The sequence below is a fragment of the Lutibacter citreus genome, from assembly GCF_003260195.1.
Taxonomy (GTDB): Bacteria; Bacteroidota; Bacteroidia; order Flavobacteriales; family Flavobacteriaceae; genus Lutibacter; species Lutibacter citreus.
Genome location: NZ_QEIH01000007.1, coordinates 109,297 through 132,394 on the forward strand (window position 1 = coordinate 109,297; position 23,098 = coordinate 132,394).

The window sequence follows — 23,098 nt, forward strand, 5'->3', positions numbered from 1 at the left end:
TTTACCATTATATTTGATGCTTATTAATACCATCTTTATCAATATTTAATAATTATGAGTTATCAATTAGAATTGAGACATCTTCGTTATTTTTTAGCCGTTGCAGAAGAATTACATTTTAGGAAGGCGGCTGATAAACTATTTATTTCACAACCTGGATTGAGCAGACAAATAAAACAAATGGAGCAAGATTTAGGCATTGTTTTATTTGAACGAGATAATAGAAATGTAACTTTAACAAAAGCTGGAGAATATCTTCAAAAGGAAATATCCATAAATTTAAAGGTTTTAGATACAGTTTTAAAAAATGCAAAACGAATTCATAAGGGAATTGATGGTAATTTAAATTTTGGTTATGTTGGCTCGGCAATGCAAAATATTATTCCAGAACTTTTAGTTAAAATACGAAGTAAATACCCCAATATTCATTTCAATTTAAAAGAAATGGACAATCAAAAACAACTAGACAACCTACATACGCAAGAAATTGACATAGGGTTTGTAAGATTGGAACGAGTTCCTAATGAATTAAAAATTCAACCTATTTTAGAAGATACTTTTTCATTGGTATTGCCCAAAAATCATAAATTAAATTCTAATAATTTTAAGGATTTATCTCAACTAAAAGATGAACCTTTTATAATGTTTGATCCATCTTACAGCCCAAACTATCACCAAAAAATAATGCAAATTTTTGATTATTACGGTTTTACACCTATTATTTCTCACAGAACAGTTCATGCATCTTCAATTTATAAATTGGTAGAACATAACTTTGGAATTTCTATTGTTCCTACTTCTCTTCAACTTGGAAATACTTTAAACGCAAAATTTATTGAACTAAAATCTATTCCACAAAGAACAATTTTATCAGCTGTTTGGAGTAAAAACAATCGCAATCCAATTTTAGAAAAAATTATTGAGTTTTTAGTTGATTAAACCTAAAATTTAATTTTCTAACAAACTATATTAATTACAAATTAAACTTCTGTCTATCAAATTTTTAAACGTTAATCACTTACTTTTAAGTAAAAAACATTAATTATTGTAATTTTATTAAATAACTGATATAATGGAACCTACAAGTATATTTATGGACAAAACTGTAATACCAACAGAAGCCGATTTAATTGAAAAATTAGGTGATTCATTTAAATTGTGGAAGAATATTTACGATTTAGTTTTCTTCAAATATCCAAACGGTTTAGCTCAGTGGAACTTTCCAGGTAAAAAATATGGATGGAGCTATAGAATAAAAGATAAAAAAAGAGCGATTATTTACTTTTTACCTCTTAAGGATAATTTTAAGGTAGCTTTTGTTTTTGGAAATAAGGCTTTTGAAGAAATCTTAAAAAGTAATGTTTCTGAATTCATTAAAAATGATTTAAGTGAAGCTAAAAAATATACTGAAGGAAGAGGAATAAGAATACCTATAAAAAATGAGACTATAATTTCTGACATCTCAAAACTTATTGATATTAAGTTACAATTTTAACAACTTCAATTTTAGATATTTATATTGGTAATTGTAATAATTCTACAAAAATTCGTCTAAACCTAAAACTTTAGACAATGAACAAAAAATTACTGCTTATTATTAGAATTGTTATTGCAATTCTATTAATTCAAACTTTACGTTTTAAATTCACCGCACACCCAGATAGCGTTTACATATTCACAAAAGTTGGATTAGAACCATTTGGTAGAATCACAATTGGAATGATTGAATTAATTGCAGCTATTTTAGTTCTAATTCCTAAAACAGTTTGGGCAGGAGCTTTATTAACTTTTGGTGTTATATCTGGTGCAGTTTTAATGCATTTAACACTACTTGGAATAGAGATAAACAATGATGGAGGTTTACTATTCTTTATGGCCTTATTCTTGTTTTTATTGAGTTTAATAGTCCTTTGGTGTGAACGGAAAAAAATCCCTATAATTGGAAAATTAATAAAGTTTTAATCCCAATTTGGCAGCACGCATTTATCACTAATTTGGTTCATTAAAGGTTTCAATCCTATTATTAAACTTTTATTCATTACTTTAGAATCTTCTTTATGGCATTGTAAACAAGCCCCAACTGTTAATAATTCTTTTTGTTCTTTTAATGTAAACGGTCTAAAATCTGTTCTGGTTGAATTTACCTGTCCTATTGAACTTTCGGTTAAAAATGGCACCCAAGCATCTTCTGGTAAATTATCATTCTCATTTAAAGCGTATTCAGCTTTAAAATGCCACTTACCTACTCCTTTATTAATTTCATAAACTAAAGCTCCATTTCCATAACCTAAAGTAGCTGGGTTTGAATGACAGCTTTTACAATCTCTTGCCTTTGAAATAGTTGTATGTGGTGAATTTGGCGCATACAATCTATGAAAAGATACATCATCGCCAAGTTCTTTTCCTACATAACTCCCTTTGTCAATAGTTAAAATCATACCAGGAACAGCAGGTTCAATTTTCTTTACCTCTCCATTCTCGCGAACTCCCATAGCAGGAAGAGATGAACTAAATTCGGCTACAAATTCTTTCCATTGTCCTTTTTTATACTTTTTATCTAACAAATCAAAGGCTCTTGGCTCATTTTTATCATATTCATTATGACAGCCAATACAACGTGAAGTCCAAGAAGAATGACAAGTAGAACAACTAACATTTTTGTGTACATTATCTCGTGAACATATTTCACTTTGAGGGTTCATTTTATGTAATTCCCCATCTTTTTTACCTATTAGAAATGCATTCCCAACAGAATCAATAAAAGTATTTACAAGTGGATGCCCTCCATTTTTTACCGAAATAATTTGTTTGTCATTATGAGAATATTCTCTATGCATGAATACCAATATACTTTCAATATCTAATGAATCATAAGGCATGGTATTAGGCTGATCTTTAAAGTGACAATCCGAACATTGAACCATAACTGCTTGTTCTTCATGTGTATATTTTTTACCATCTCCCATAACTTCATGAGAAGAATGACAATCAATACATAACAATCCTTTAGTATGGTGCACATCTTCCTCAATATACTTATACACACGCTTGTCCTCCATTACTTCATAGCCAGTTTTATCAATAATTTCATCTTCATCTAATAAAGTTTCTTGTAACCCTTCATAATTTGTGGAAATTCTACTAGATCTACTATGACATCCAAAACAATGCTCATTTGTTATAAAAATATCTGTTGATGGGTGCGCCTCTGGTAATTTTGTTTTGTTCGAAGTAATATATGTCTGAAGATCTTTTGTTGCTTCTGTTGAATAATTTAAATGACAGGCATTGCAACCTCCACCTCTACTTAATTGAGTAATTGCCCCAAAATCCTTTTTCTCTGCTCCCAAATGACAATTTGCACATAAATCACGTAAATGGTTATCAGATGCTGAATTCTTAATTTGTTGAATATGATACTGATAATTTGGTGAATCAGCCTCTCCAAAAATATATTTATCTACTGCAACCAAACCACTATTGGTAGTCATTAAAGAATTTTTAATTTTATGAAGTTCTTTTGGGTGACATTTTCCACAAGTTTGCCCTGCATCATTCAGATTTCCCGGAATTAAAACCATTCCTTTATGTGATTCAGCCTTATCATTTGTGGTTGTATTCCCTAAATGACAACTTGAACAACCAATTAAATCTGGATTATGATACTTGGAATATCCCTTTGTATTCTCATGACATTTTAAACAAGATTCTTTTAAATTGTTTTCAATAATTGTATAATTTTCATCTTCAACAATTATGGAATTTATAGTATTCACATTCTTAAGAATATAAAACAATGCAATTCCAACAATAACAACCAATAAAAACCAAAATATAGAACCCTTTTTCTTCATAAGTAATACTTATAACAAAGCTACAACATTTTAAAATCTTCAATAAAACTGAAATTATCGCATAAACACCTTAGGATTAGTTGTTTTAGTGGGTTTAGCTACATTTGTTACATTTTAAAAACTCAGTATCAATGCCTTATGTAACCTATGTTACTATGCCTGTTTAGGTTTTATGACTTTTGTCATACTATAAAGTTACTCTTGTAAATATCTTTACATTAAAACAAACAAATAACCATATGACTACTTCAAGAAGAAAATTTATTAAAATTTCAGCTTTGGGTTTAGGAGGTGTTGCAGCAACAACAAGTGCCATTAATATGTTTGGTTCAAATTCATATTTAAATACGCTTGTAAAAGAAAATGTTGGTGAAAAATTTAAAATTACTCCTACTTATTGCGAAGTTTGTTTTTGGAAATGTGCTGCTTGGGCATATACCAACGAGGACGGAGAAATCAAAAAAATTATTGGTAATGAAGATGACCCACACTGTCATGGACGCTTATGTCCTAGAGGTACAGGTGGTGTAGGAATGTATACTGATGAAGACCGTTTAAAAACTCCATTAATTAGAACAACTGTTAATGGCGAAGAAACTTTTAGAGAAGCTAGTTGGGATGAAGCTTTAGATTTAATTGCCTCAAAATTTAACGGAATAAAAGAAAAACATGGTGCCGAATCTCTAGCTTTACTAAAACATGGATGCCCTGGTTGGCATTTTGAACATTTATATAAATCTCTTGGTTCTGATACTATAGCTGAGCCTGCTTACGCACAATGTAGAGGTCCTAGAGAAACTGGTTTTGCTTTAACTTTTGGTTCTTGGGTAGGTTCTCCCGAACCAACTGATATTAGAGATACAAAATGTTTGGTGTTAATAGGCTCTCATATTGGAGAGAATATGCACAATTCTCAAGTACAAGAAATGTCTGATGCTATTGATAATGGAGCAACCATTATTACTGTTGACCCTCGTTTTTCAACCGCGGCAAGTAAATCAAAACATTGGTTAGCAATTAAACCTTCTACAGACATAGCATTATTACTTTCTTGGATGCATGTATTAATTAAAGAAGAATTATATGATAAAGAATATGTAGAAAAATATGGTTTAGGTTTTAATGAATTAAAAGAATATGTACGTCAATTTACACCAGAATGGGCCTACGGAATTACAACAATTAAACCAGAAGAAATTAGAAAAACTGCTAGAGCAATGGGGCATGCAGCTCCAGCTGCAATTGTTCATCCAGGCCGTCATGTGGTTTGGTATGGAGATGATACCCAACGAGAAAGAGCCATTGCTATTTTAAATGGTTTATTAGGTTCATGGGGAAGACGTGGTGGATTCTATTTTAAAGAAAAAATTAATGTTCCTAATTTTCCACATCCAGCATATCCAGAACCAAAATGGGGTTGGAAAGAAATTGGAGAAAATTTTCCATTAGCTCAAATGGGAATCACAAATGAATTAATAAACGCCTCAATACCAAATAAAAACAACAAATACCCTATTAAAGCATGGATGGTTGCTGGAACAAATTTAATTAAATCAATTCCTGATACAATACAATTAAAAAAGGCAATGGACGCTTTAGATTTTTTAGTTGTTATAGATACTATGCCTACAGACATTACTGGTTATGCTGATGTTATTTTGCCAGAATGTACTTATTTAGAACGTTCAGATATTGTACGTTCAGCAACCAACAGACAACCTTCTATTGCTGTTAGATTTGCCGCTGTCACTCCTAAATACAACTCTAAACCAGGAGCTTGGATAGCAAAAGAAATAGGCGAACGTTTAGGCTTAAGCAAATATTATAATTATAAAGATTTTGATGAGGTAATTGATTGGCAACTGAAAGAATTAGGAACTTCAAAAGAAGAGATGGCAAAAATTGGCGTAAAAAGATACCCAAGAAAATCTGGACCAATGTATTTAAATGAGGATGAAACACATCAATTTGGAACAGCTAGTGGCAAAATAGAATTTTACTCTCAAGAATTAAAAGATCTAGGTTTTGACCCAATGCCAACCTATACAGCACATCCTGAACCACCTCAAGGATTTTATAGATTAAACTATGGTAGATCTCCTATGCACACTTTTAGTAGAACAGCAAATAATCCTAATTTAAATGCCCTTAAAAGTGAAAATAACCTATGGGTTAACCCTAAAGTTGCTCGAATTTTAGGTCTAAAAACCAATCAAAAAGTTTGGTTAAAAAATCAAGACGATATTATTTCAAACTTTTCAATAAAGGTTAGAGTCACAGAAAGAATACGATGGGATTCTGTTTATATGGTGCATGGTTTTGGTCATGATAATAAAAAATTAACACGGGCTTATGGGAAAGGAATAGATGATACTAAAATGATTTCAAAAATATTTGTAGATCCAATAATGGGTGGAACAGGTATGAGAGGAAACTTTGTTTCAATTTTAACTGAAAACCCACATAAAAACACTGAGATATGAGATATGCAATGGTTATAGACACGCTAAAATGTGTTGGGTGTAGTGACTGCGTAGTTGCTTGTCAAACAGAAAATGATGTCCCTATTGGATATTGTAGAGATTGGGTAACAGAAAACGTAAGTGGCTCTTATCCATCTATTGAATTAGAACTAAAATCTGAACGATGCAATCATTGTGAAAATGCACCATGTGTACGTTGTTGTCCAACAGGAGCAAGTCATCAATTAAACAATGGAATTGTATTAGTTACAGCCGATGAATGCATTGGTTGTGGGGCTTGTATTGAATCTTGTCCTTATGATGCTCGTTACCAACACCCAGATGGTTATGTTGATAAATGTACTTTTTGTCATCATAGATTGGAAAAAGGTCAACTTCCTGCTTGTGTAGCTGTTTGCCCTACAAAATGTATGTATTTTGGAGATCTAGACAATCAAAATAGCGAAGTTTCTAAATTGTTAAAAAACAGAAAATGGAAAACTTTAGCCCCTGAAGCTGGAACAAAACCTAAAGTTTATTATCTAATTTAATCGTTCAATTATGCAAGAAGAATTAATTACAAGCGGAAGAAATATTCCCAATATAGATCCTTTTTTAGATATTTGGCATTGGCCTATTTCAGTCTATTTATTTTTAGGAGGTTTAGCTGCTGGACTATTATTTTTTGCAGCTTTAATTACAATATTAAAAAAGGATAAAGAATATCCTGCTGCAGTTAAATTTGCATCCATAGTATCTCCAATAGCTTTAACCTTAGGATTATTGGCTTTATTTTACGATTTAACTCATAAAATATATTTCTGGAGATTATATACTACTGTAAGAATAGAATCTCCAATGAGCTGGGGAGCTTGGGTACTTTTAATTATAACTCCTGTATCTTTTTTATGGGTATTAAGTTATTATTCTGAATTGTTCCCTAAATTTAAATTGAATTTTAAATTTTTAAAGAAATTTGAATCATTTCTTCAAAAAAACAGACTCTTAATGGCTTATATTTTATTACCATTATCTGTTGTTTTAGGTGTTTACACTGGTATTTTACTATCAGCATTCAATGCAAGGCCACTATGGAACAATGCTATTTTAGGCCCGTTGTTTTTAATCTCGGGATTATCTACCGGAGCTGCAACAATTATATTATTATCAAAATCAACAAAAGAACGTCATTTATTTAGTAAAATAGATTTAGGCTTGGTAATTTTAGAATTAGGATTAATTGTACATATGATGATGGGAATGTACGCAGGTTCTCAAGTACAATTAGAAGCTATGCAATTATTAATAGGCGGAGAATTTACAATGATGTTTTTTGGATTTGTTGTAATTCTAGGTTTAATAGTTCCTGCAATTTTAGAATTTTTAGAGTTAAGAGGTTTTAAAATTCCCGTAGCAGTTCCTGCCCTATTAATATTATTAGGAGGTTTAATCTTCCGTTTTGTTATGGTTGAAGCTGGTCAAATTACACGTTATCTTTATTAAAAAACATATAACTATGAAAGTTACAGAAAAAAATAGACATATTTATTGGAACCCATATTTTGGAGGTTTTCTATTAGGTTTAATTGTCCTTTTCACCTTCTATACAACAGGAAGAGGTCTTGGTGCTAGTGGCGCCATGAAAAGTAGTGTTGTTGCAGTGGTTGAACAAGTTGCGCCATCACATGCTGAAAACAATGCGTATTACAGCAAATTTATAAGTGAAGATAAATCGCCATTAAATACCTGGTTAATATTTGAAGTTATTGGAATGTTAATTGGAGGAATGATTTCAGGTGGATTATCTGGAAGAATAGGCTGGAGAGTTCAACATTCACCTAAAATTACAAAAAGAAGAAGATTGTACTTTGCATTAGGTGGCGGAATGCTATTTGGGATTGGTGCCCAAATTGGTAGAGGTTGTACAAGCGGTGCTGCTTTAAGTGGTATGTCTGTATTATCTGTAGGTGGTTTTCTAATTACTATTACCATTTTTGGTACTGGTTATTTAGCAGCTTATTTCTTTAGAAAAAACTGGATTTAATTAATTAAAAAATAATATTTATGGGACCTTTAATTCCAAACGGTGTAATTCCTTATGAATGGAATAACATTTTAGCCATTTTAATTGGTATTGCCTTCGGGTTTGTTTTAGAATCTTCAGGATTTTCTTCGTCAAGAAAACTTGCTGGAGTATTCTACGGTTATGATTTTGCAGTGCTTAAAGTCTTTTTTACAGCAGCTGTTGTAGCCTCAATTGGCTTATACTATATGGATTACCTTGGGTATATTAGTGTAGGAGAATTATATGTTCAACCTACTTATTTATGGGGAGCAATAATTGGAGGAGCAGTTATGGGAGTTGGATTTGTAGCTGCAGGATTTTGTCCCGGAACGGCAATAACATCTGTAGCAATAGGCAAAATTGATGCAATGGTATACATAGTTGGAATAATGATTGGAGTTTTCATTTTTTCTGAATTCTATACACTTTTCCAACCTTTATATGAAGGATCTTATTTAGGAAATATTACAGTAGTTGACTACTTTGGAGTAAATCCATATATATTTATTTTCTGCTTAACTATTGTGGCTTTACTAGCCTTCTTCTTTACTGATATGATAAGAAAAAAAGTTAAAAAAGTTTTTTATTAATACAACCTATTGAATTATGAAAACAAAAAAATTAATAGCTCCAAGATACCTTTTTCTTTCAGCAATTCTTATAATACTTGCGGGAGGTTTGGTTTTAATACCAAAATTTGAAAAACATGAAGGAATTTCTCCTGAATTATTATTAAGTAATGCCATTAGTCCAGAACGTTATATTTCTACTGATGAATTAGCCGATAGATACATTAGCAGAGATCCTACAATTTTATTAATAGATGTAAGAGATGAAAGTAGTTTTAATGAAAATACGTTACCAAATTCCGTAAATATTCCTTTAAATAAATTATTAGATGAAAATTTTGATGCTTATTTAAACCAAACAGCATACGATGTTATTTTATTTTCTAATGACAGCTTTAAAGCAAATCAAGCTTGGATTTTATGTAACAGATTAGGCTACAAAAATTTACACGTATTAAAAGGAGGAATAAACGAATGGTTTAGTACTATAATTAACCCAAAAGAACCAACTGAAAACATGCCAAAAACAGCATTTGAATTGTATTCATTCAGAAAAGCAGCAAGTATGTATTTTGGTGTAATGTACGAAGATCAACTAAAAATAGCGGTTCCTAAAAAAACTAAAACAACTCCAAAACTTGTTATTCCTATAAAGAAAAAGAAGAAAATACCAACTGAAGGAGGTTGTTAATTTTAACGCTAATTTATAATAAAACAAGTATGTACAATTTTCATACATCAGGGAATTACTAATAGCGCCACCCTGTGTTACCTATTAAAATAAAAATGTAGACACATGAAAGAACTTGAAAAAACAAAAAATATATCAATAGCTGCTGTAATTACTATTTTACTTGTAATAATTGCTTTACTTGCTTATAAAAAACCGAAACATTTATATGCAATTAATACGAAACAAGCTTTAAAACAAATAGTTGAAAACCCTCCTATTCAGTTAAATAATTACAATCCTAAAACTGCTATTTTAATAGACATTAGAAATCAATATGAATATGAAAAAGGTCATATAGAAAATGCTATAAACATTCATTCTTCAGATATTTTAGATGATGCTAACTCCATATTTTTTAAAAAACTTAAAGAAGATAATAAATCCATAGTTTTATACGGTAATGAACCTTCCGAGGCAATAAGCGCTTCAATGATTTTACACCAATTAGGATATAGTAATGTTAAAATATTAGCAGTAAATAATTCATTAAATCAAGATAAGTTAATTACAACTCCTGTTGAAATTGAAAAAAAAGGAGAAAACATAAATCAGTTTATAAAAGCTTCTATTAAAAAAGTAAATGAATTAAGTGATGTTCAGATAAAACCCAAACCTATAAAGGTTATACCCAAAAAAGTTATTCCTATAAAGAAGAAAAAGAAAATGCCTACCGAAGGAGGTTGTTAGTTAAAAAAAAAAGAGTGGTTATGTATAACCACTCTTTTTTTTATATCAAATAAGTACCATTTTTTTTATCTTTTTTTTGTTTTTATCCAAGTATAAAAAACTTCGGTCTAATTAACCAATTTGTTATCCCCTACTCAAAACAACAACCTATAGATTATTTATTGCTAACTCCTTATGTAACTTTAGTTCCAAAAGAGAATGAATATATATAAGGTTTTATATGATAAAAATCATAGAGCGAAAACGTTTTCGTAACTATATTTACATAAGACAAGTAAAACAATTTAAAACAACATCTTATGAAAAAATCAACATTTTATTTTGTGCTATTTTTTGCAGTTACATCTATATTTAGCAGCTTCAAAAATTCTGAAAAACAACCCGACCTACCTCTTTCTGAATTTGAACTTTTAGTTCAATATTTAGAAAATAATGGAAATTTTATAAATACAGTTTCACCTGCTTTAGTTGATGCTCAAGAAATTAAAGAAAATTTAAAAAATGAAAAATATCTAGTATTAGATATTAGAAGTGCTGACTGGTTTGATTATGGTCATATTAAAAAATCTCAAAACCTTAAAGCAGAAGAATTATTAACATACTTAGATAATAAAATTAATGCCGCATCTTATGATAAAATAACTATTGCTTGCTATTCAGGCCAATCCGCAGCATATTATACAAGTTTACTCCGTTTTTATGGATTTAATAATGTGTATAGCTTAAAATGGGGAATGAGTTCTTGGGACCAAGAATTTGCAACAAACAGTTGGGTTAAAAATGCTAAAGATGAGTTTTCTGACCAATTAGAAAAAACTACAAATGCAAAACCTGAAAAAGGAGTAACTCCAATATTATCTACTGGTAAAATGGATGCTCAAGAAATTTTAAAAACTCGTATTAAAGAAGCCTTCACAAAGCCTTACAAAGAATCTTTAGTGAAATCTGCAATTGCAATTGAAAATCCTCAAGATTATTTTATTGTTAATTACACTCGTAACGAAGTATATAGTGCAGGCCATATAAAAGGTGCAATTCATTACGAACCTAACAAATGTTTAAGTTCTAAAACTAACTTATTTACGCTTCCTTCAGATAAAAAAATTGTTATTAACTGTGATACAGGTTTACATGCAGCGTATGCAGTAGCTTATTTAAAAATACTTGGGTATGACGCTTACAACATGCCGTATGGTTCAAATAGTTATATGAATTCAATAATGGTTGAAAAAAACTGGAATGGTTGGAGTAAAAATGAAATTAAAAACTTTCCTGTGGTAGAATAAACTCAACATAATTACAAGGTTAACATCCAAAAACAAGCAAATCATGAAAAAAATATCTTATTTATTAATCGCTCTTTTTATTGTTCCCACACTCCTTCTTACTTCTTGTGATAAAGGAGATGACACTTTAGTTGATAGCACACCTGCTTTTACTTTAATGAAAGATTATTTAATTAACAACGGTATGGATATTAATAAAATAATAACCAATGCTGATGGAGAAAAATTTGTGGTTGGGCCACCAGCTACTGCAACTGATGTTCCTGCATATATTGCAAAATATACGATACTTGATATTAGAAGTTCTGAAGATTTTAAGGCTGGACATATTGAAAGCGCTAAAAACATTGCTTTCAAAACTATTTTATCTGAAGCCGCAGTTGCCTCTAAACCAATTTTAATGGTATGTTATACCGGACAAACCGCGTGTTATGCAACAGCTCTATTACGCCTTTATGGTTATACACATACTAAAGCTCTAAAATGGGGAATGTCTGGGTGGAACCCAAATAACGCCGGTCCATGGAATAGTAAAATTAATGCTCAAGAAGCTTACGGTCATGCAAATTGGACTTATGGAAGTACTCCTTCTCACAATGTTTTTGGAGACCCAGTAATTACTACCTTAGCTACAAATGGTTTAACAATTCTTAAAAACCGTATAGAAGCAGCTGTTGAAACTGGTTTTAAAACTGTTAAAGGAACAGATGTTCTTAATAACCCAAACAATTATTTTATAAACAATTACTTCTCTGAAGCTGATTACGGTGCATTTGGTCATATTGATGGTGCTCATAGAATACTTCCATTAACATTAGCTGATAATAGTTATAAAGGAATAGATCCAACTCCAGGAGCAAAAATAGTTACATATTGCTATACTGGGCAAACTTCAGCTGTAGTAACAGCTTGTTTAAATGTACTTGGTTATGATGCTTATAGTTTAACATTTGGAATGAATGGTATGTTTAATACAAATACAGCTTGGAAATCAAACCAATGGGGTGTTGACAGCAATCCAAAAAATTTACCCTTAACAAACTAATATTTTAAATTAATTAGCCCAAAAATTAAAGAATTTTAAGGCTTTTAAAGATCTATAATTATGAGAACAAAAATAACTATTATACTCGCTTTTATTTTTGTGTTACAATTCAACACAACTTTTGCACAGGGGTGTGAAGATGATGTTACACCAACAGGAACTACTGGAGTACCATCAACAAGTAGTAATACTTTTTTTGGATATATTCAACCAGAATATGATTCACACTTCACAGACCCCAGTGAAAATACTTTTAAATTTAAAAGAGCTCGATTTGGTGTTCGCGGAAGAATAAACAGATCCTTTTCTTACTATGCAATGATTGAAACTAGCGATTTTATTGCTTCTGATGGAAATGTTTATTTAATGGATGCCTTTGTTACATATGATAAACATGAATGGACTAAATTCTCTTTAGGATCTTTCAAACAACCATTTGGATTAGAGGTTAGCACAGCTTGTCATTCTTTATCAACAATTGATAGAGCAATAGTTTCAGATCAAATTGTTGCACCTCAAAGAGATTTAGGTTTAATGATGTTAGGTGGTACTAGTAAAACAAAATTCCGTTATTCTATAGCTTTAATGAATGGAACAGGGTTAGGTTTAAAAGATAACAACACTAAAAAAGATATTATAGGACGAGCTTCTTATAAATTATTTGATTTTATGACTTTAGGAGGAAGTTTTAGATATGGACATCCAAATACAAAAGATAAAGATAGAACTACTTATGGCGGAGAAGTTTTAATTACCTATAACGCTTTAAAAGTTCAGGGAGAATACATTTATGATGAAGGTGATTACAACCGCGCTGCTGAAGGAGGATGCGGATCTGTTCCTTTAGAATTAGGAGATGAAAGAGCGGGAGCTTATGTTATGGTAACTTATGATATAGACGAAAAAATTCAACCTGTTTTTAAATATGAATACTTCGATCAGGATTTAGGTATTAAGAAAATAGGATATCAAGAAATGATGACAATTGGTGTAAATTATTTTGTAAGTAAAAACACTAGAATACAAGTAAATTATCAAAATAAAATTGAAACAGGATTAACAATTGATAATGATGCTCTATTAATGCAACTACAAGTTAAATTTTAAAAATATAAGATTCTATGAACTTAAAAACTCCTTTGTAATATAAGGAGTTTTTAATCCTTATTTTTTTTGTAAATTTGATTTAAAATAAAAAAGAAAAAGATGACTAATGATAAAGTTTTACTTAGAGAAAAATTAGATGATTATTTCACTTCAATTTTTGAACCTAAACTAATAGATGAAATTATTGATAATGGTATATTCAGAACTATTGAAAGTCATGAATTATTACTAGACATTGGAGATAAAATGACACATGTTCCATTAATTATAAGTGGGGCTGTAAAAATTATTCGTGAAGATAAAAACGGTGATGAGATTTCTTTATATTTTTTAGAAAAAGGTGATACCTGCGCTATTTCATTTATAAATTGTATAAACAAAACAGAAAGTATGTTTAGAGGTATTACTGAGGTAAAAACTGAGGGTATCTTTATTCCTGTTGATAAGATTGATGAATGGCTGGTAAAATATGAAACTTGGAGACATTTTATTATAGATAGCTATCATTTAAGATTGATTGAAATGGTAGATTCTATTGATAGTTTAGCCTTTATGAAACTAGATGATAGACTTCATAAATACTTAACTGAAAAAGTTAAAGTGCTACATGACAATATTATACATATCACTCATCAAGAAATTGCTGATGATATTAATACGTCAAGAGTTGTTGTGTCTCGTTTATTAAAAATCTTAGAAAAACAAGGTAAAATAAGAATTAAAAGAAATAGAATAATTATAGATCATATGGAATAATTACTCTATTTCTATTATATTTTTAATGGGAATCTCCGTTTATTAATTCCAAATATTTTTCCTCTGTAATTATTGGAATACCTAAACTTTCTGCTTTTTGAAGTTTGCTTGGTCCCATATTTTCACCTGCAATAACAAAACTAGTTTTCTTAGAAATTGAGCTTACTACTTTACCTCCATTATCTTCAATAGACTTTTTTAAATCATTTCTATTAAATATGGTAAAAACACCTGAAACCACAAATGCTTTACCTTCTAAAATGTTAGATTGATTCTCTAATACCTCTTCTGAAATTTCTAATTGAACCCCATAAGATTTTAAGCGATCAACTAATTGAATATTTAGTAAATTTTGAGAAAACTCAACAACGCTTTCCGCTATTCTATCTCCAATCTCATCTACTTTAATTAATTCTTCTTGTGAAGCATTCATCAATGAATCTATACTTTTAAAATACTTTGCTAATTTCTTTGCGACAGTTTCACCTACAAATCGAATTCCAAGGGCAAATAACACTTTTTCAAAAGGAATATCAATCGACTTTTTAATTCCTTCTATCATATTTTTAGCAGATTTTTCTGCCATTCGTTCAAGCGGAATTATTTGTTCTATTTTTAATTCATACAAATCTGCATAATTTTGAATCAAACCTTCCTTAAACAACAATTCAACTGTCTCAGCTCCCAAACCATCAATATTCATTGCTTTTCGGCTAATAAAATGCTGAATTCTACTAGTTATTTGTGTTGGACAACCATATTCATTAGGACAATAATGCTTAGCATCTCCCTCTGTTCTTATTAGCTCTGTATTACAATCTGGGCAATGGGTTGCATAAATAGTAGGTTCGGAATTTATCGGTCTTTTCGATAAATCAACACCCACAACTTTTGGAATAATCTCCCCTCCTTTTTCTACAAAAACAGTATCTCCTACTCTAATATCTAATTTTTCAATTTGATCAGCATTATGCAACGAGGCTCTTTTAACTGTAGTTCCAGCTAGTTGTACAGGCTCTAAATTTGCTACTGGTGTAATGGCACCAGTTCTACCAACTTGATAGGTAATTTCATTTAAAACGGTACTCTCCTGCTCTGCTTTAAACTTATAGGCAATTGCCCAACGGGGGGATTTTGCTGTATAACCCAATTCATCCTGAAAATGTAAAGAATTTACTTTAACTACAATTCCATCGGTTTCATAAGGCAAATCAAAACGTCTTGTATTCCATTTTTCAATAAACTGAAAAATTTCGTCTATTGATGAACAAATTTCTATAGTTTGAGGTACTTTAAAACCTAAATTACGAACTGTTTCTAAAGTTTCAAAATGTGTTTTTTTCGGATTGTCATTGGCTATTACTTGATACAACAAACAATCTAACGGACGCTTTGCAACCTCCGAGCTATCTTGTAATTTTAAACTTCCACTAGCTGTATTTCTTGGGTTTCTATAAGGCTCTTCACCAATATCAATCCGCTCTTCATTCATTTTATTGAAACCTTCAAACGGTAAAATTATTTCACCTCTAATTTCAAAGTTTGGAATAAATTCATCATTTAAAACCAACGGAATTGACTTAATAGTTCTAATATTTGCTGTTACCTCATCGCCTTCAAAACCATCACCACGTGTAACTGCATTTTTTAACATGCCATTTTCGTAGGTTAAATTAATAGAAGCTCCATCATACTTTAATTCACAGGTATAAGTAATATCTTCTGAACCAATAATTTTTTGAATGCGCTTTTCCCAATCCAATAAATCTTCTTTTGAATAGGAGTTCGCTAATGAATACATTCTATTTTTATGAACTACCGTATTAAAATTTTTAGTAATCTCACCACCAACTCTTTGCGTTGGAGAGTTAGCATCAAAAAATTGTGGATTTTCTGCTTCTAATTTAGCTAAATCTTTTAATTTTAAATCAAAATCATAATCAGAGATTGTTGCATTATCTAACACATAATAATTGTAATTATGCGTACGAAGTTCTTCTCTTAAATTTATTATTTGCTGTTCTATAGACATTGATTAATGTGGATTTTCCGTTATTAAAAATAACAACAAAACGAAGTGTATTTTACTGTCCTAATTTTATTCCTTCTTCAGAAATAGTAATCAGTTTTTGACGAAATAAACCTCCAATTGCGTTTTTAAAAGCCTTTTTGCTCATACCTAATTGATGTTTTATATCATTCGGATCACTTTTATCGTGTAAAGCAATTTCACCATCATTATTTCTTAAAGCATTTAAAATAATAATTTCATTTTTTACAATGGTATGTTTAAAACCTAAAGCTTGTAAAGTAACGTCTAGCTTTTCATCTTCTCTAATTTTCTTTACAAAACCAACTAATTTTTCTCCTTCTGCTATTTTTTGGTAAAGCTCATTTTTATAAAGCATCCCTTCAAATTCTTCATTTACTAAAACTGTAAATCCTATTGCTGAATTTCTTACAACTATTAAATCTACTTTATCTCCTACTTTTAAATCCATTCTATTTATTTTAAATTGTTGAAATATGCTTTTAATATTTTATCGTTTTCTTGTTGAGGCGTAAATACCTCCAATAATTTAGGTCTTTCTGAAGTTGAATAAAAATCATTTAACTCGTTTTTTAATTCTTCTTCATTTTGTACAGAAAAATACTCAAAATTATACATTTTACACAAATGTTGAGCAGTTAAATTATGTGGTGTTTCAAAATAATCTAACGCATTAGTTTTTTGAGGGCCAGGAAGAAACCTAAAAATACCACCTCCACTATTATTTACCAACACAATTCTAAATGTTTTTGGAATGTAATTATTCCAAAGAGCATTACTATCGTAAAAGAAACTAATATCACCAGTTAAAAATACCGTATTACTTTTTACAATTACAGAAGCTCCTATGGCTGTACTTGTACTTCCATCTATTCCACTGGTTCCTCTATTGCAAAATATACGAAGCGATTTATTTATATTAAACAATTGAGTATATCTGATAACCGAACTATTTGCAATTTGCACTTGCGAATTATCTGGTATTGATTTTAAAACAACATCTATTGTTTTTAAATCTGAATAATCACAGTTTTTTAAAAACTCATGATGCTTTTTTAACCTTAGTTCTTTCTTTTGCAACCAAAAACTGCTAAAATTACTTTGCTTTGGCTTTGTTAAAAAGAAAAACTGACTAAAAAATAGTTCTGGCGATATCTTAAAATGTTTACTTAAACATTGGTAGGTATCAAATGCTCTTTTGCCATCTACATGCCAATGATGTTTTGGTTTGTATTTTCTTAAATGTTGTTTTATTTTTTTTGAAACTATTAACCCTCCTAAACTTAATAAAATATCTGGTTGAAATTGGGTTAATAAATCATCTTCTAACGGGAAAATTAACTTATCAATACTATTAATAAATTTTGAATGAGAAACATTTCCTGTATTTTCAATTAATACTAAAACTGAAGGATCTTTTGTTAAATGCTCTAGTTGAATTTGCAACAATTCACTAGGAAAATGTTCACCAACCAGTACAATTTTCTTTTCTGAAGTATTCCAAATTTTAGCAAAACTATCTAAATAGTCAACATCTAAAGGTTCTTCTTCAAAGCTATTATCAACAGTTTCTAGAGTTAATATATCTTTAGTTGTTTCATATAACGGTTCATCAAAAGGAATATTAATATGCACAGGACCTTTTTTTAGAATTGCTATTTTAATTGTTTCAAAAAGCATTTCCTGTATATTCCCATTAATATTTAAACGATCATCTAAACTAATAGACTCTAAAATGTGATTTTCAAAAACATTTTCTTGTCTTATTGTTTGTCCGTCACCAATATCTATTAAATGTCTAGGTCTATCTGCCGATATTACCACCAATGGTATATTACTATAAAAGGCTTCTGCAATTGCGGGATAATAATTTAACAATGCAGAACCAGAAGTACACACAATTGCAACAGGTTTTTGAAGTTGTTGCGCCATTCCTAAGGCAAAAAAAGCTGAGCATCTTTCATCAACAACACTATAAGCTTTTATGCTATTATGGTTTTTAAAACCAATTGTTAATGGAGCATTTCTTGAGCCTGGAGAAATTACAACATGTTCAATATTATTAGCTACACAAGAAGCTATTGTTAGTTGAGCAAGTTCATTTTTTGGAAACTGAGACATTACTTAAATATTCATTTTTAATGACTGCAAAGTTACATAAACTTATCCTTGTTTTTTAATGGTTTTTAATTAGTTATTTTAACCAAATAAAACCAACTAATTAAAAAACGTAATTGTAGTAAAAGTTAACTAAAAAACTGCTTTTTAGAACCTGTTATGCGATTAGATCTTTAGAAATTATTCCAACTACCATTCTAAAACAAATAAATATTCTTACCATTAAGTATAAGCTTATAATTTGTTATAAAACTTTTTTCATAACCTCAGCTTTATCCACCGTTTCATTCCATTCATTTTGTGCAATACTACTTTTGGTAATACCACCACCAATATAAATTGAAATTTGAGATTTTTCAACCTCCATACAACGTAAATTCACATAAAAATTAGTAGAATTATTTATATTTAATTCGCCTAAAAAACCTGTATAATAACTTCTATTATACCCTTCGTTAGCTACAATAAAATCTTTAGCTAATTGCTTTGGCAATCCACAAACCGCTGGTGTAGGATGTAATTTTAATACTAACTTTTCAATTAAATTATTTGATGTTACGGGCGCTAAAATATCAGTTCTTAAATGCAATAAACTTCCAGCTTGTACAGTATAAGGACCTTGAACTTTTATTTCTTTAAAAACATTTTTTATAGAATCAATAATAAAATTAGTCACAAATTGTTGTTCTTCTTTTTCTTTGGATTTCCAAACTACATTTGTAGTGTTTTTGTAAACTTGAGTACCTGCTAAAGAAATAGTTTTAAACTCGTTATTTTCAATATTTAAAAACCGCTCAGGTGAGGCTCCCATCCATAAACCAACTAATGGATGAAACCAACAATAGGCAAAGGCATTTTTATAATTGTTAAGTATTTTTTTATAGGTTTTAAGAACATCAAAACTTTGTTTCTCTATTGTTTCTTTTCTTGAAACTACTACTTTTTCAGCTTCAGTAGTTTGTAAAAAACTAATTGTAGTATTCACTAAATCTATATATTCACTTTCATTTTTTGAGGATGAAATAACATTAAATAAATTTTCACCTTCTTTTGTTTGATTTAATTCAGAATTTGAAACTTTTATATCACACTTTTCTAAAGGAAAAATTACGTTTACTTCTTTATTAGTAAATGGGGCAAAAACAAACCCTTTTTGATCATAATCTTTAAGCTGAAATAATTCTTTAGACTGCTGAATGTATAATGTTAATTTCGTTTCATTTGGTTTTCTAAAAGCTACAAAAGGAACTTTTGCAGTTAAAGATTGTTCAATTTCGCTAAAAAAATTTTCTAACTGTAAATGCAACATTTCTAATTTAATTGTTGTTTTAAAACTTGTTTAATATCTTCAAAATTACTCCAAATCAATTCATGACCAACATTTTCAAGTGTTATTAATTTAAACTGTTTTGAAGGGAATTCTCCTTTTAAAATAGTGGAATTTTCATACGGCACTATCCAATCTCCATTTCCTTGCACGCAAATAATAGGTGTCTGATTTTCGTTCCATTTATCATCATAATTTAATAAATCTTTTTTATGAGATAATTTTTCTTTTGAAGCTGCTTGCCAGGCTTTTGGTAAAATCCATCTTGTTGCTTTCCATTTATAAAAATTAATTGCCCAAGGCATTGGTTCAACCCTTGCAATAACTGCAGGAGCTAATAACACTATTTTTTTATATTGTTTTTTTGAAGCAAGCGCTATTGGACCGCCATAAGAATAACCTACTAAAATAGGATTTAAAACGCCCAATTGTAAAATTAAATCTTCTAATAAAGCAGTTTCAAATTTTATAGATTCTTGTACTTCACCTGTTTGATCTACACCATAACCTACTCTATCATATGAAATTAAGTTTGCCTTTGATTTTAACTCAACATCAAACATGTATTTTTTAAAATCTAAAGAAGAACCTATTGATCCGTGAACAAAAATGATTGTTGGTTTTAATGAATCAATTTTTTTTTGAGTTTGTAAAACACGAAATTTAAAATTTTTAAATTTTAATCTATTAATATAAACTTCCGTATTGTTTTCCGAAAATTCTTTTTTAATTGATGTATCACTTTTTGGAGTTGAAAAGCGATATAGCACTATAAAAAAGCCTACTAATAATACTAAAATCAGAATTCCAATTATTTTAAATATCTTTTTTACAACGCTATTCATATATTATCTATTCGCTAAAATATAATTAGTTATTTTACAAATAGATATAACTCTATCTCTATCATCGGTTACTATTATTTCAACTAAATGAATGGTTTTCCCTTTATGAATTATTTTTGCTGTTGCCGTAACCACTCCTTTTCTAACACTTCTTAAATGATTGGCCGAAAACTCAATTCCTCTCGCACTATATTTACTTAAATCTATTGCTAGCATTGAAGTTGGACTTCCAACACTTTCAGCTAAAGCCATTGTTGCCCCTCCATTTAAAATACCTTCTGGCTGATGCACTCTAGAATCTACAGGCATTGTGGCTACTAGATAATCCTCTCCACAATCTGTATATTTTATGTTTAAAGTTTCGTTTAATGTGTTTTCACACATTTTGTTCAATTTATTTAAAATTGCCTCTTTTGAATCCATAATTAAAAGTTAGTTGGTAAAAATAAGAATTAAAACTATAAATACTACCTTTGCATTTTAAAACTAAAAAGTAAAATGGCCTACAAAGTAAGAGCAATATTAGATGTTGAACAGGATGTATTTAGGGATATTATTGTAAATGAGGCTATTAATTTAGAAGAATTACATTTTACAATTGCCAAATCATTTGGATTTAAGGGGCAAGAAATGGCTTCATTTTATTTAACCGATGAAGATTGGGAGCAAGGTGAAGAAATTCCTTTATTTGACATGTCTGAAGATGCTAATTCCTTTTCAATGTCTACTTGTATTACCTCTACAGTGCTTAGAAAAGTTGGAGACAAATTAATTTATGTTTATGATTTCTTTTCAATGTGGACCTTTTTTATTGAACTTTCAGAAATAATTGAAAATCCAGAAAAAGAACTTCCTTTTATTGCAATTTCAATTGGAAATGTTCCTGATGAAGCTCCTGAAAAAGAGTTTATTGGAGAAAATACAGACGAAGATAATTTTGACGCCTTTGATGATGAAAGTAATTTTGAAAACTTAGACGATCTTGATTTAGATAATTATTAGTTTAGAACTTGTGAAAACAAGCTAAAACACAAATACTTTTAGTAACTTTTTTTATCCTTAACAAAAAACTAAGAACGTTTACCTAATAATATAAGTATTCACATTTTCATAGTTTCTTGTAACAAAATCAAAAGCAACTTTTAAAATATCACCCATAGTTTTACATGATTTAAACTTTTTATCTTTTGTATACTTCTGTAAATCTTGTTTAAGTTGCTTAATTTTTTCTGGAGTTGAAATCTCATCTTTCTCCATACAATCTAATAAATCATTAACTCTTTCATTTGCACCTTTAAGTCTACGAGCAATTGCTGAACGCTCTTCTTTTTTATACTGCTCAACAGATTCATTTCTTAAATTATCCGAAACCATTTTTACAAACGGAAAATTTTCTTTAAAATATTGAGGAAAATAAACTCTTAAATTTCCTTCAAAACTCTGCTGGTCAAAATCCATAGCTCTTATTCTATATTCAACCTGATCAAAATCATAAGAAGCTACAATTACATAATTATAAGCACGCATATCTCCCAATAAACGAATCATACAACGTTCATTAAATTTCACAAACTCTTTGGAAAGTCTTTTTAATCCACTTTCAGATACAGTACCTAAATTTTCTGCTATAAACTGATCTCCTGGAATTCCTAATACATGTTCTTCAATAAGCGTATCCTTATACACTAAAAAATTAATGTTATTAGGAGATAAAATATGTTCTAACTCTAAACCATAAACCCTAGAAGCATCAGCTTTTTTAATATACAAATAAGTATGATTATCATTCAATACATTTCTAACTTTAATTCTAAAAGGTTTAGAATTACCAAACGTACAATAATCAATAGCATCAACAGTTAAAAAGGAAATTGAATCTTCACTACCATCACCATGAAGAATTAAGTACATACGTTTTAAACTTAAATCAATTTCATCACGTTCGTGTTCTGCATAATATACTCTAATCCATAAAGTATCATCACCATTTTTATCATACACATTAATTGCACCTGCAAAACGTAATAAATCATCATAAAAAACCGGAATTTTAATATTTCTATTATACTCCGTTAAATAATCATATAACTTCTGATTAATAGGGAATGCTGGTTTTTTTTGTGAAATTAATTTCTGTTCTTCCATTATAATTACTTCTGTTTTGCCAAAAATAGTATATTGCTGTAACAAATTT

Annotated in this window: 23 protein-coding genes; 15 read left to right on the forward strand and 8 right to left on the reverse strand. The window is 29.7% G+C overall.

What is annotated here, in order from left to right; all coding sequences use genetic code 11:
• The first annotated feature begins 54 nt into the window (after positions 1–54).
• The 3 genes from DAD81_RS15335 (at position 55) to DAD81_RS15345 (ending at position 1,962) form a co-directional block, all read left to right on the forward strand.
• Positions 55–939 (forward strand): LysR family transcriptional regulator, encoded by an 885-nt coding sequence (locus DAD81_RS15335; protein WP_111709183.1) that lies wholly within the window; start codon positions 55–57, stop codon positions 937–939.
• A gap of 133 nt (positions 940–1,072) precedes the next feature.
• Complete coding sequence (locus DAD81_RS15340; protein ID WP_111709184.1) at positions 1,073–1,495, forward strand: DUF3788 family protein; 423 nt, start codon at positions 1,073–1,075, stop codon at positions 1,493–1,495.
• A gap of 77 nt (positions 1,496–1,572) precedes the next feature.
• Positions 1,573–1,962: a DoxX family membrane protein gene (locus DAD81_RS15345; RefSeq protein ID WP_111709185.1), complete on the forward strand. Its 390-nt coding sequence runs from the start codon at positions 1,573–1,575 to the stop codon at positions 1,960–1,962.
• Here the strand turns inward: DAD81_RS15345 and DAD81_RS15350 are convergent.
• Positions 1,959–3,854: a hypothetical protein gene (locus tag DAD81_RS15350; RefSeq protein WP_111709186.1), complete on the reverse strand. Its 1,896-nt coding sequence runs from the start codon at positions 3,852–3,854 to the stop codon at positions 1,959–1,961. The two genes, DAD81_RS15345 and DAD81_RS15350, sit on opposite strands and share 4 nt — an antisense overlap.
• 239 nt (positions 3,855–4,093) lie before the next feature.
• Between DAD81_RS15350 and DAD81_RS15355 the strand changes: the two genes are divergently transcribed.
• The 11 genes from DAD81_RS15355 (at position 4,094) to DAD81_RS15405 (ending at position 14,564) form a co-directional block, all read left to right on the forward strand.
• Entirely contained in the window at positions 4,094–6,337 is a 2,244-nt protein-coding gene (locus DAD81_RS15355) for a molybdopterin-containing oxidoreductase family protein (RefSeq protein WP_111709187.1), read from the forward strand.
• Positions 6,334–6,867 carry a 4Fe-4S dicluster domain-containing protein gene (locus DAD81_RS15360; RefSeq protein WP_111709188.1) on the forward strand — a complete coding sequence of 178 codons (534 nt, stop codon included), beginning with the start codon at positions 6,334–6,336 and terminating at the stop codon, positions 6,865–6,867. Before DAD81_RS15355 ends, DAD81_RS15360 begins: the two co-directional genes overlap by 4 nt.
• Positions 6,868–6,877: 10 nt before the next feature.
• Positions 6,878–7,819 carry an NrfD/PsrC family molybdoenzyme membrane anchor subunit gene (nrfD, locus tag DAD81_RS15365; protein ID WP_111709189.1) on the forward strand — a complete coding sequence of 314 codons (942 nt, stop codon included), beginning with the start codon at positions 6,878–6,880 and terminating at the stop codon, positions 7,817–7,819.
• Between the two features lie 13 nt (positions 7,820–7,832).
• Positions 7,833–8,360, forward strand: a complete 528-nt coding sequence (locus DAD81_RS15370; RefSeq protein ID WP_111709190.1) for a YeeE/YedE thiosulfate transporter family protein — start codon at positions 7,833–7,835, stop codon at positions 8,358–8,360.
• A 20-nt stretch (positions 8,361–8,380) separates the two neighbouring features.
• Positions 8,381–8,971 (forward strand): DUF6691 family protein, encoded by a 591-nt coding sequence (locus DAD81_RS15375; protein WP_111709191.1) that lies wholly within the window; start codon positions 8,381–8,383, stop codon positions 8,969–8,971.
• 16 nt (positions 8,972–8,987) lie between these two features.
• Positions 8,988–9,641, forward strand: a complete 654-nt coding sequence (locus tag DAD81_RS15380) for a rhodanese-like domain-containing protein (RefSeq protein WP_111709192.1) — start codon at positions 8,988–8,990, stop codon at positions 9,639–9,641.
• A 105-nt stretch (positions 9,642–9,746) separates the two neighbouring features.
• Complete coding sequence (locus DAD81_RS15385) at positions 9,747–10,370, forward strand: rhodanese-like domain-containing protein (RefSeq protein WP_111709193.1); 624 nt, start codon at positions 9,747–9,749, stop codon at positions 10,368–10,370.
• A gap of 299 nt (positions 10,371–10,669) precedes the next feature.
• A complete protein-coding gene (locus DAD81_RS15390; RefSeq protein ID WP_111709194.1) occupies positions 10,670–11,656 on the forward strand; it encodes a rhodanese-like domain-containing protein in 987 nt (328 codons plus the stop codon).
• Positions 11,657–11,699: 43 nt separating this feature from the next.
• Positions 11,700–12,701 (forward strand): rhodanese-like domain-containing protein, encoded by a 1,002-nt coding sequence (locus DAD81_RS15395; RefSeq protein ID WP_111709195.1) that lies wholly within the window; start codon positions 11,700–11,702, stop codon positions 12,699–12,701.
• A 60-nt stretch (positions 12,702–12,761) separates the two neighbouring features.
• A complete protein-coding gene (locus DAD81_RS15400) occupies positions 12,762–13,808 on the forward strand; it encodes a porin (RefSeq protein ID WP_111709196.1) in 1,047 nt (348 codons plus the stop codon).
• 99 nt (positions 13,809–13,907) lie between these two features.
• Entirely contained in the window at positions 13,908–14,564 is a 657-nt protein-coding gene (locus DAD81_RS15405; RefSeq protein ID WP_111709197.1) for a Crp/Fnr family transcriptional regulator, read from the forward strand.
• A gap of 22 nt (positions 14,565–14,586) precedes the next feature.
• On the opposite strand, the gene ligA is transcribed toward DAD81_RS15405, so the two are convergent.
• From ligA to DAD81_RS15435, 6 genes are all read right to left on the reverse strand, one after another.
• Complete coding sequence (ligA, locus tag DAD81_RS15410; RefSeq protein WP_111709198.1) at positions 14,587–16,596, reverse strand: NAD-dependent DNA ligase LigA; 2,010 nt, start codon at positions 16,594–16,596, stop codon at positions 14,587–14,589.
• A 52-nt stretch (positions 16,597–16,648) separates the two neighbouring features.
• Positions 16,649–17,065, reverse strand: coding sequence for a S1 RNA-binding domain-containing protein (locus DAD81_RS15415; RefSeq protein ID WP_111709199.1), 417 nt, complete (start codon positions 17,063–17,065; stop codon positions 16,649–16,651).
• A gap of 5 nt (positions 17,066–17,070) precedes the next feature.
• The gene (gene menD / locus DAD81_RS15420; RefSeq protein WP_111709200.1) at positions 17,071–18,735 is read right to left on the reverse strand and encodes a 2-succinyl-5-enolpyruvyl-6-hydroxy-3-cyclohexene-1-carboxylic-acid synthase; all 1,665 of its coding nucleotides are present in this window, start codon (positions 18,733–18,735) and stop codon (positions 17,071–17,073) included.
• A gap of 241 nt (positions 18,736–18,976) precedes the next feature.
• Entirely contained in the window at positions 18,977–20,041 is a 1,065-nt protein-coding gene (locus DAD81_RS15425; protein ID WP_111709201.1) for an isochorismate synthase, read from the reverse strand.
• A gap of 2 nt (positions 20,042–20,043) precedes the next feature.
• Positions 20,044–20,904 (reverse strand): alpha/beta fold hydrolase, encoded by an 861-nt coding sequence (locus DAD81_RS15430; RefSeq protein WP_111709202.1) that lies wholly within the window; start codon positions 20,902–20,904, stop codon positions 20,044–20,046.
• A 3-nt stretch (positions 20,905–20,907) separates the two neighbouring features.
• Positions 20,908–21,327 carry a PaaI family thioesterase gene (locus DAD81_RS15435; protein ID WP_111709203.1) on the reverse strand — a complete coding sequence of 140 codons (420 nt, stop codon included), beginning with the start codon at positions 21,325–21,327 and terminating at the stop codon, positions 20,908–20,910.
• A 75-nt stretch (positions 21,328–21,402) separates the two neighbouring features.
• Between DAD81_RS15435 and DAD81_RS15440 the strand changes: the two genes are divergently transcribed.
• Complete coding sequence (locus DAD81_RS15440) at positions 21,403–21,906, forward strand: IS1096 element passenger TnpR family protein (protein WP_111709204.1); 504 nt, start codon at positions 21,403–21,405, stop codon at positions 21,904–21,906.
• Positions 21,907–21,984: 78 nt separating this feature from the next.
• Here DAD81_RS15440 and DAD81_RS15445 read toward each other — a convergent pair whose 3' ends face one another.
• Entirely contained in the window at positions 21,985–23,049 is a 1,065-nt protein-coding gene (locus DAD81_RS15445) for a hypothetical protein (protein ID WP_111709370.1), read from the reverse strand.
• Positions 23,050–23,098: the final 49 nt, after the last annotated feature.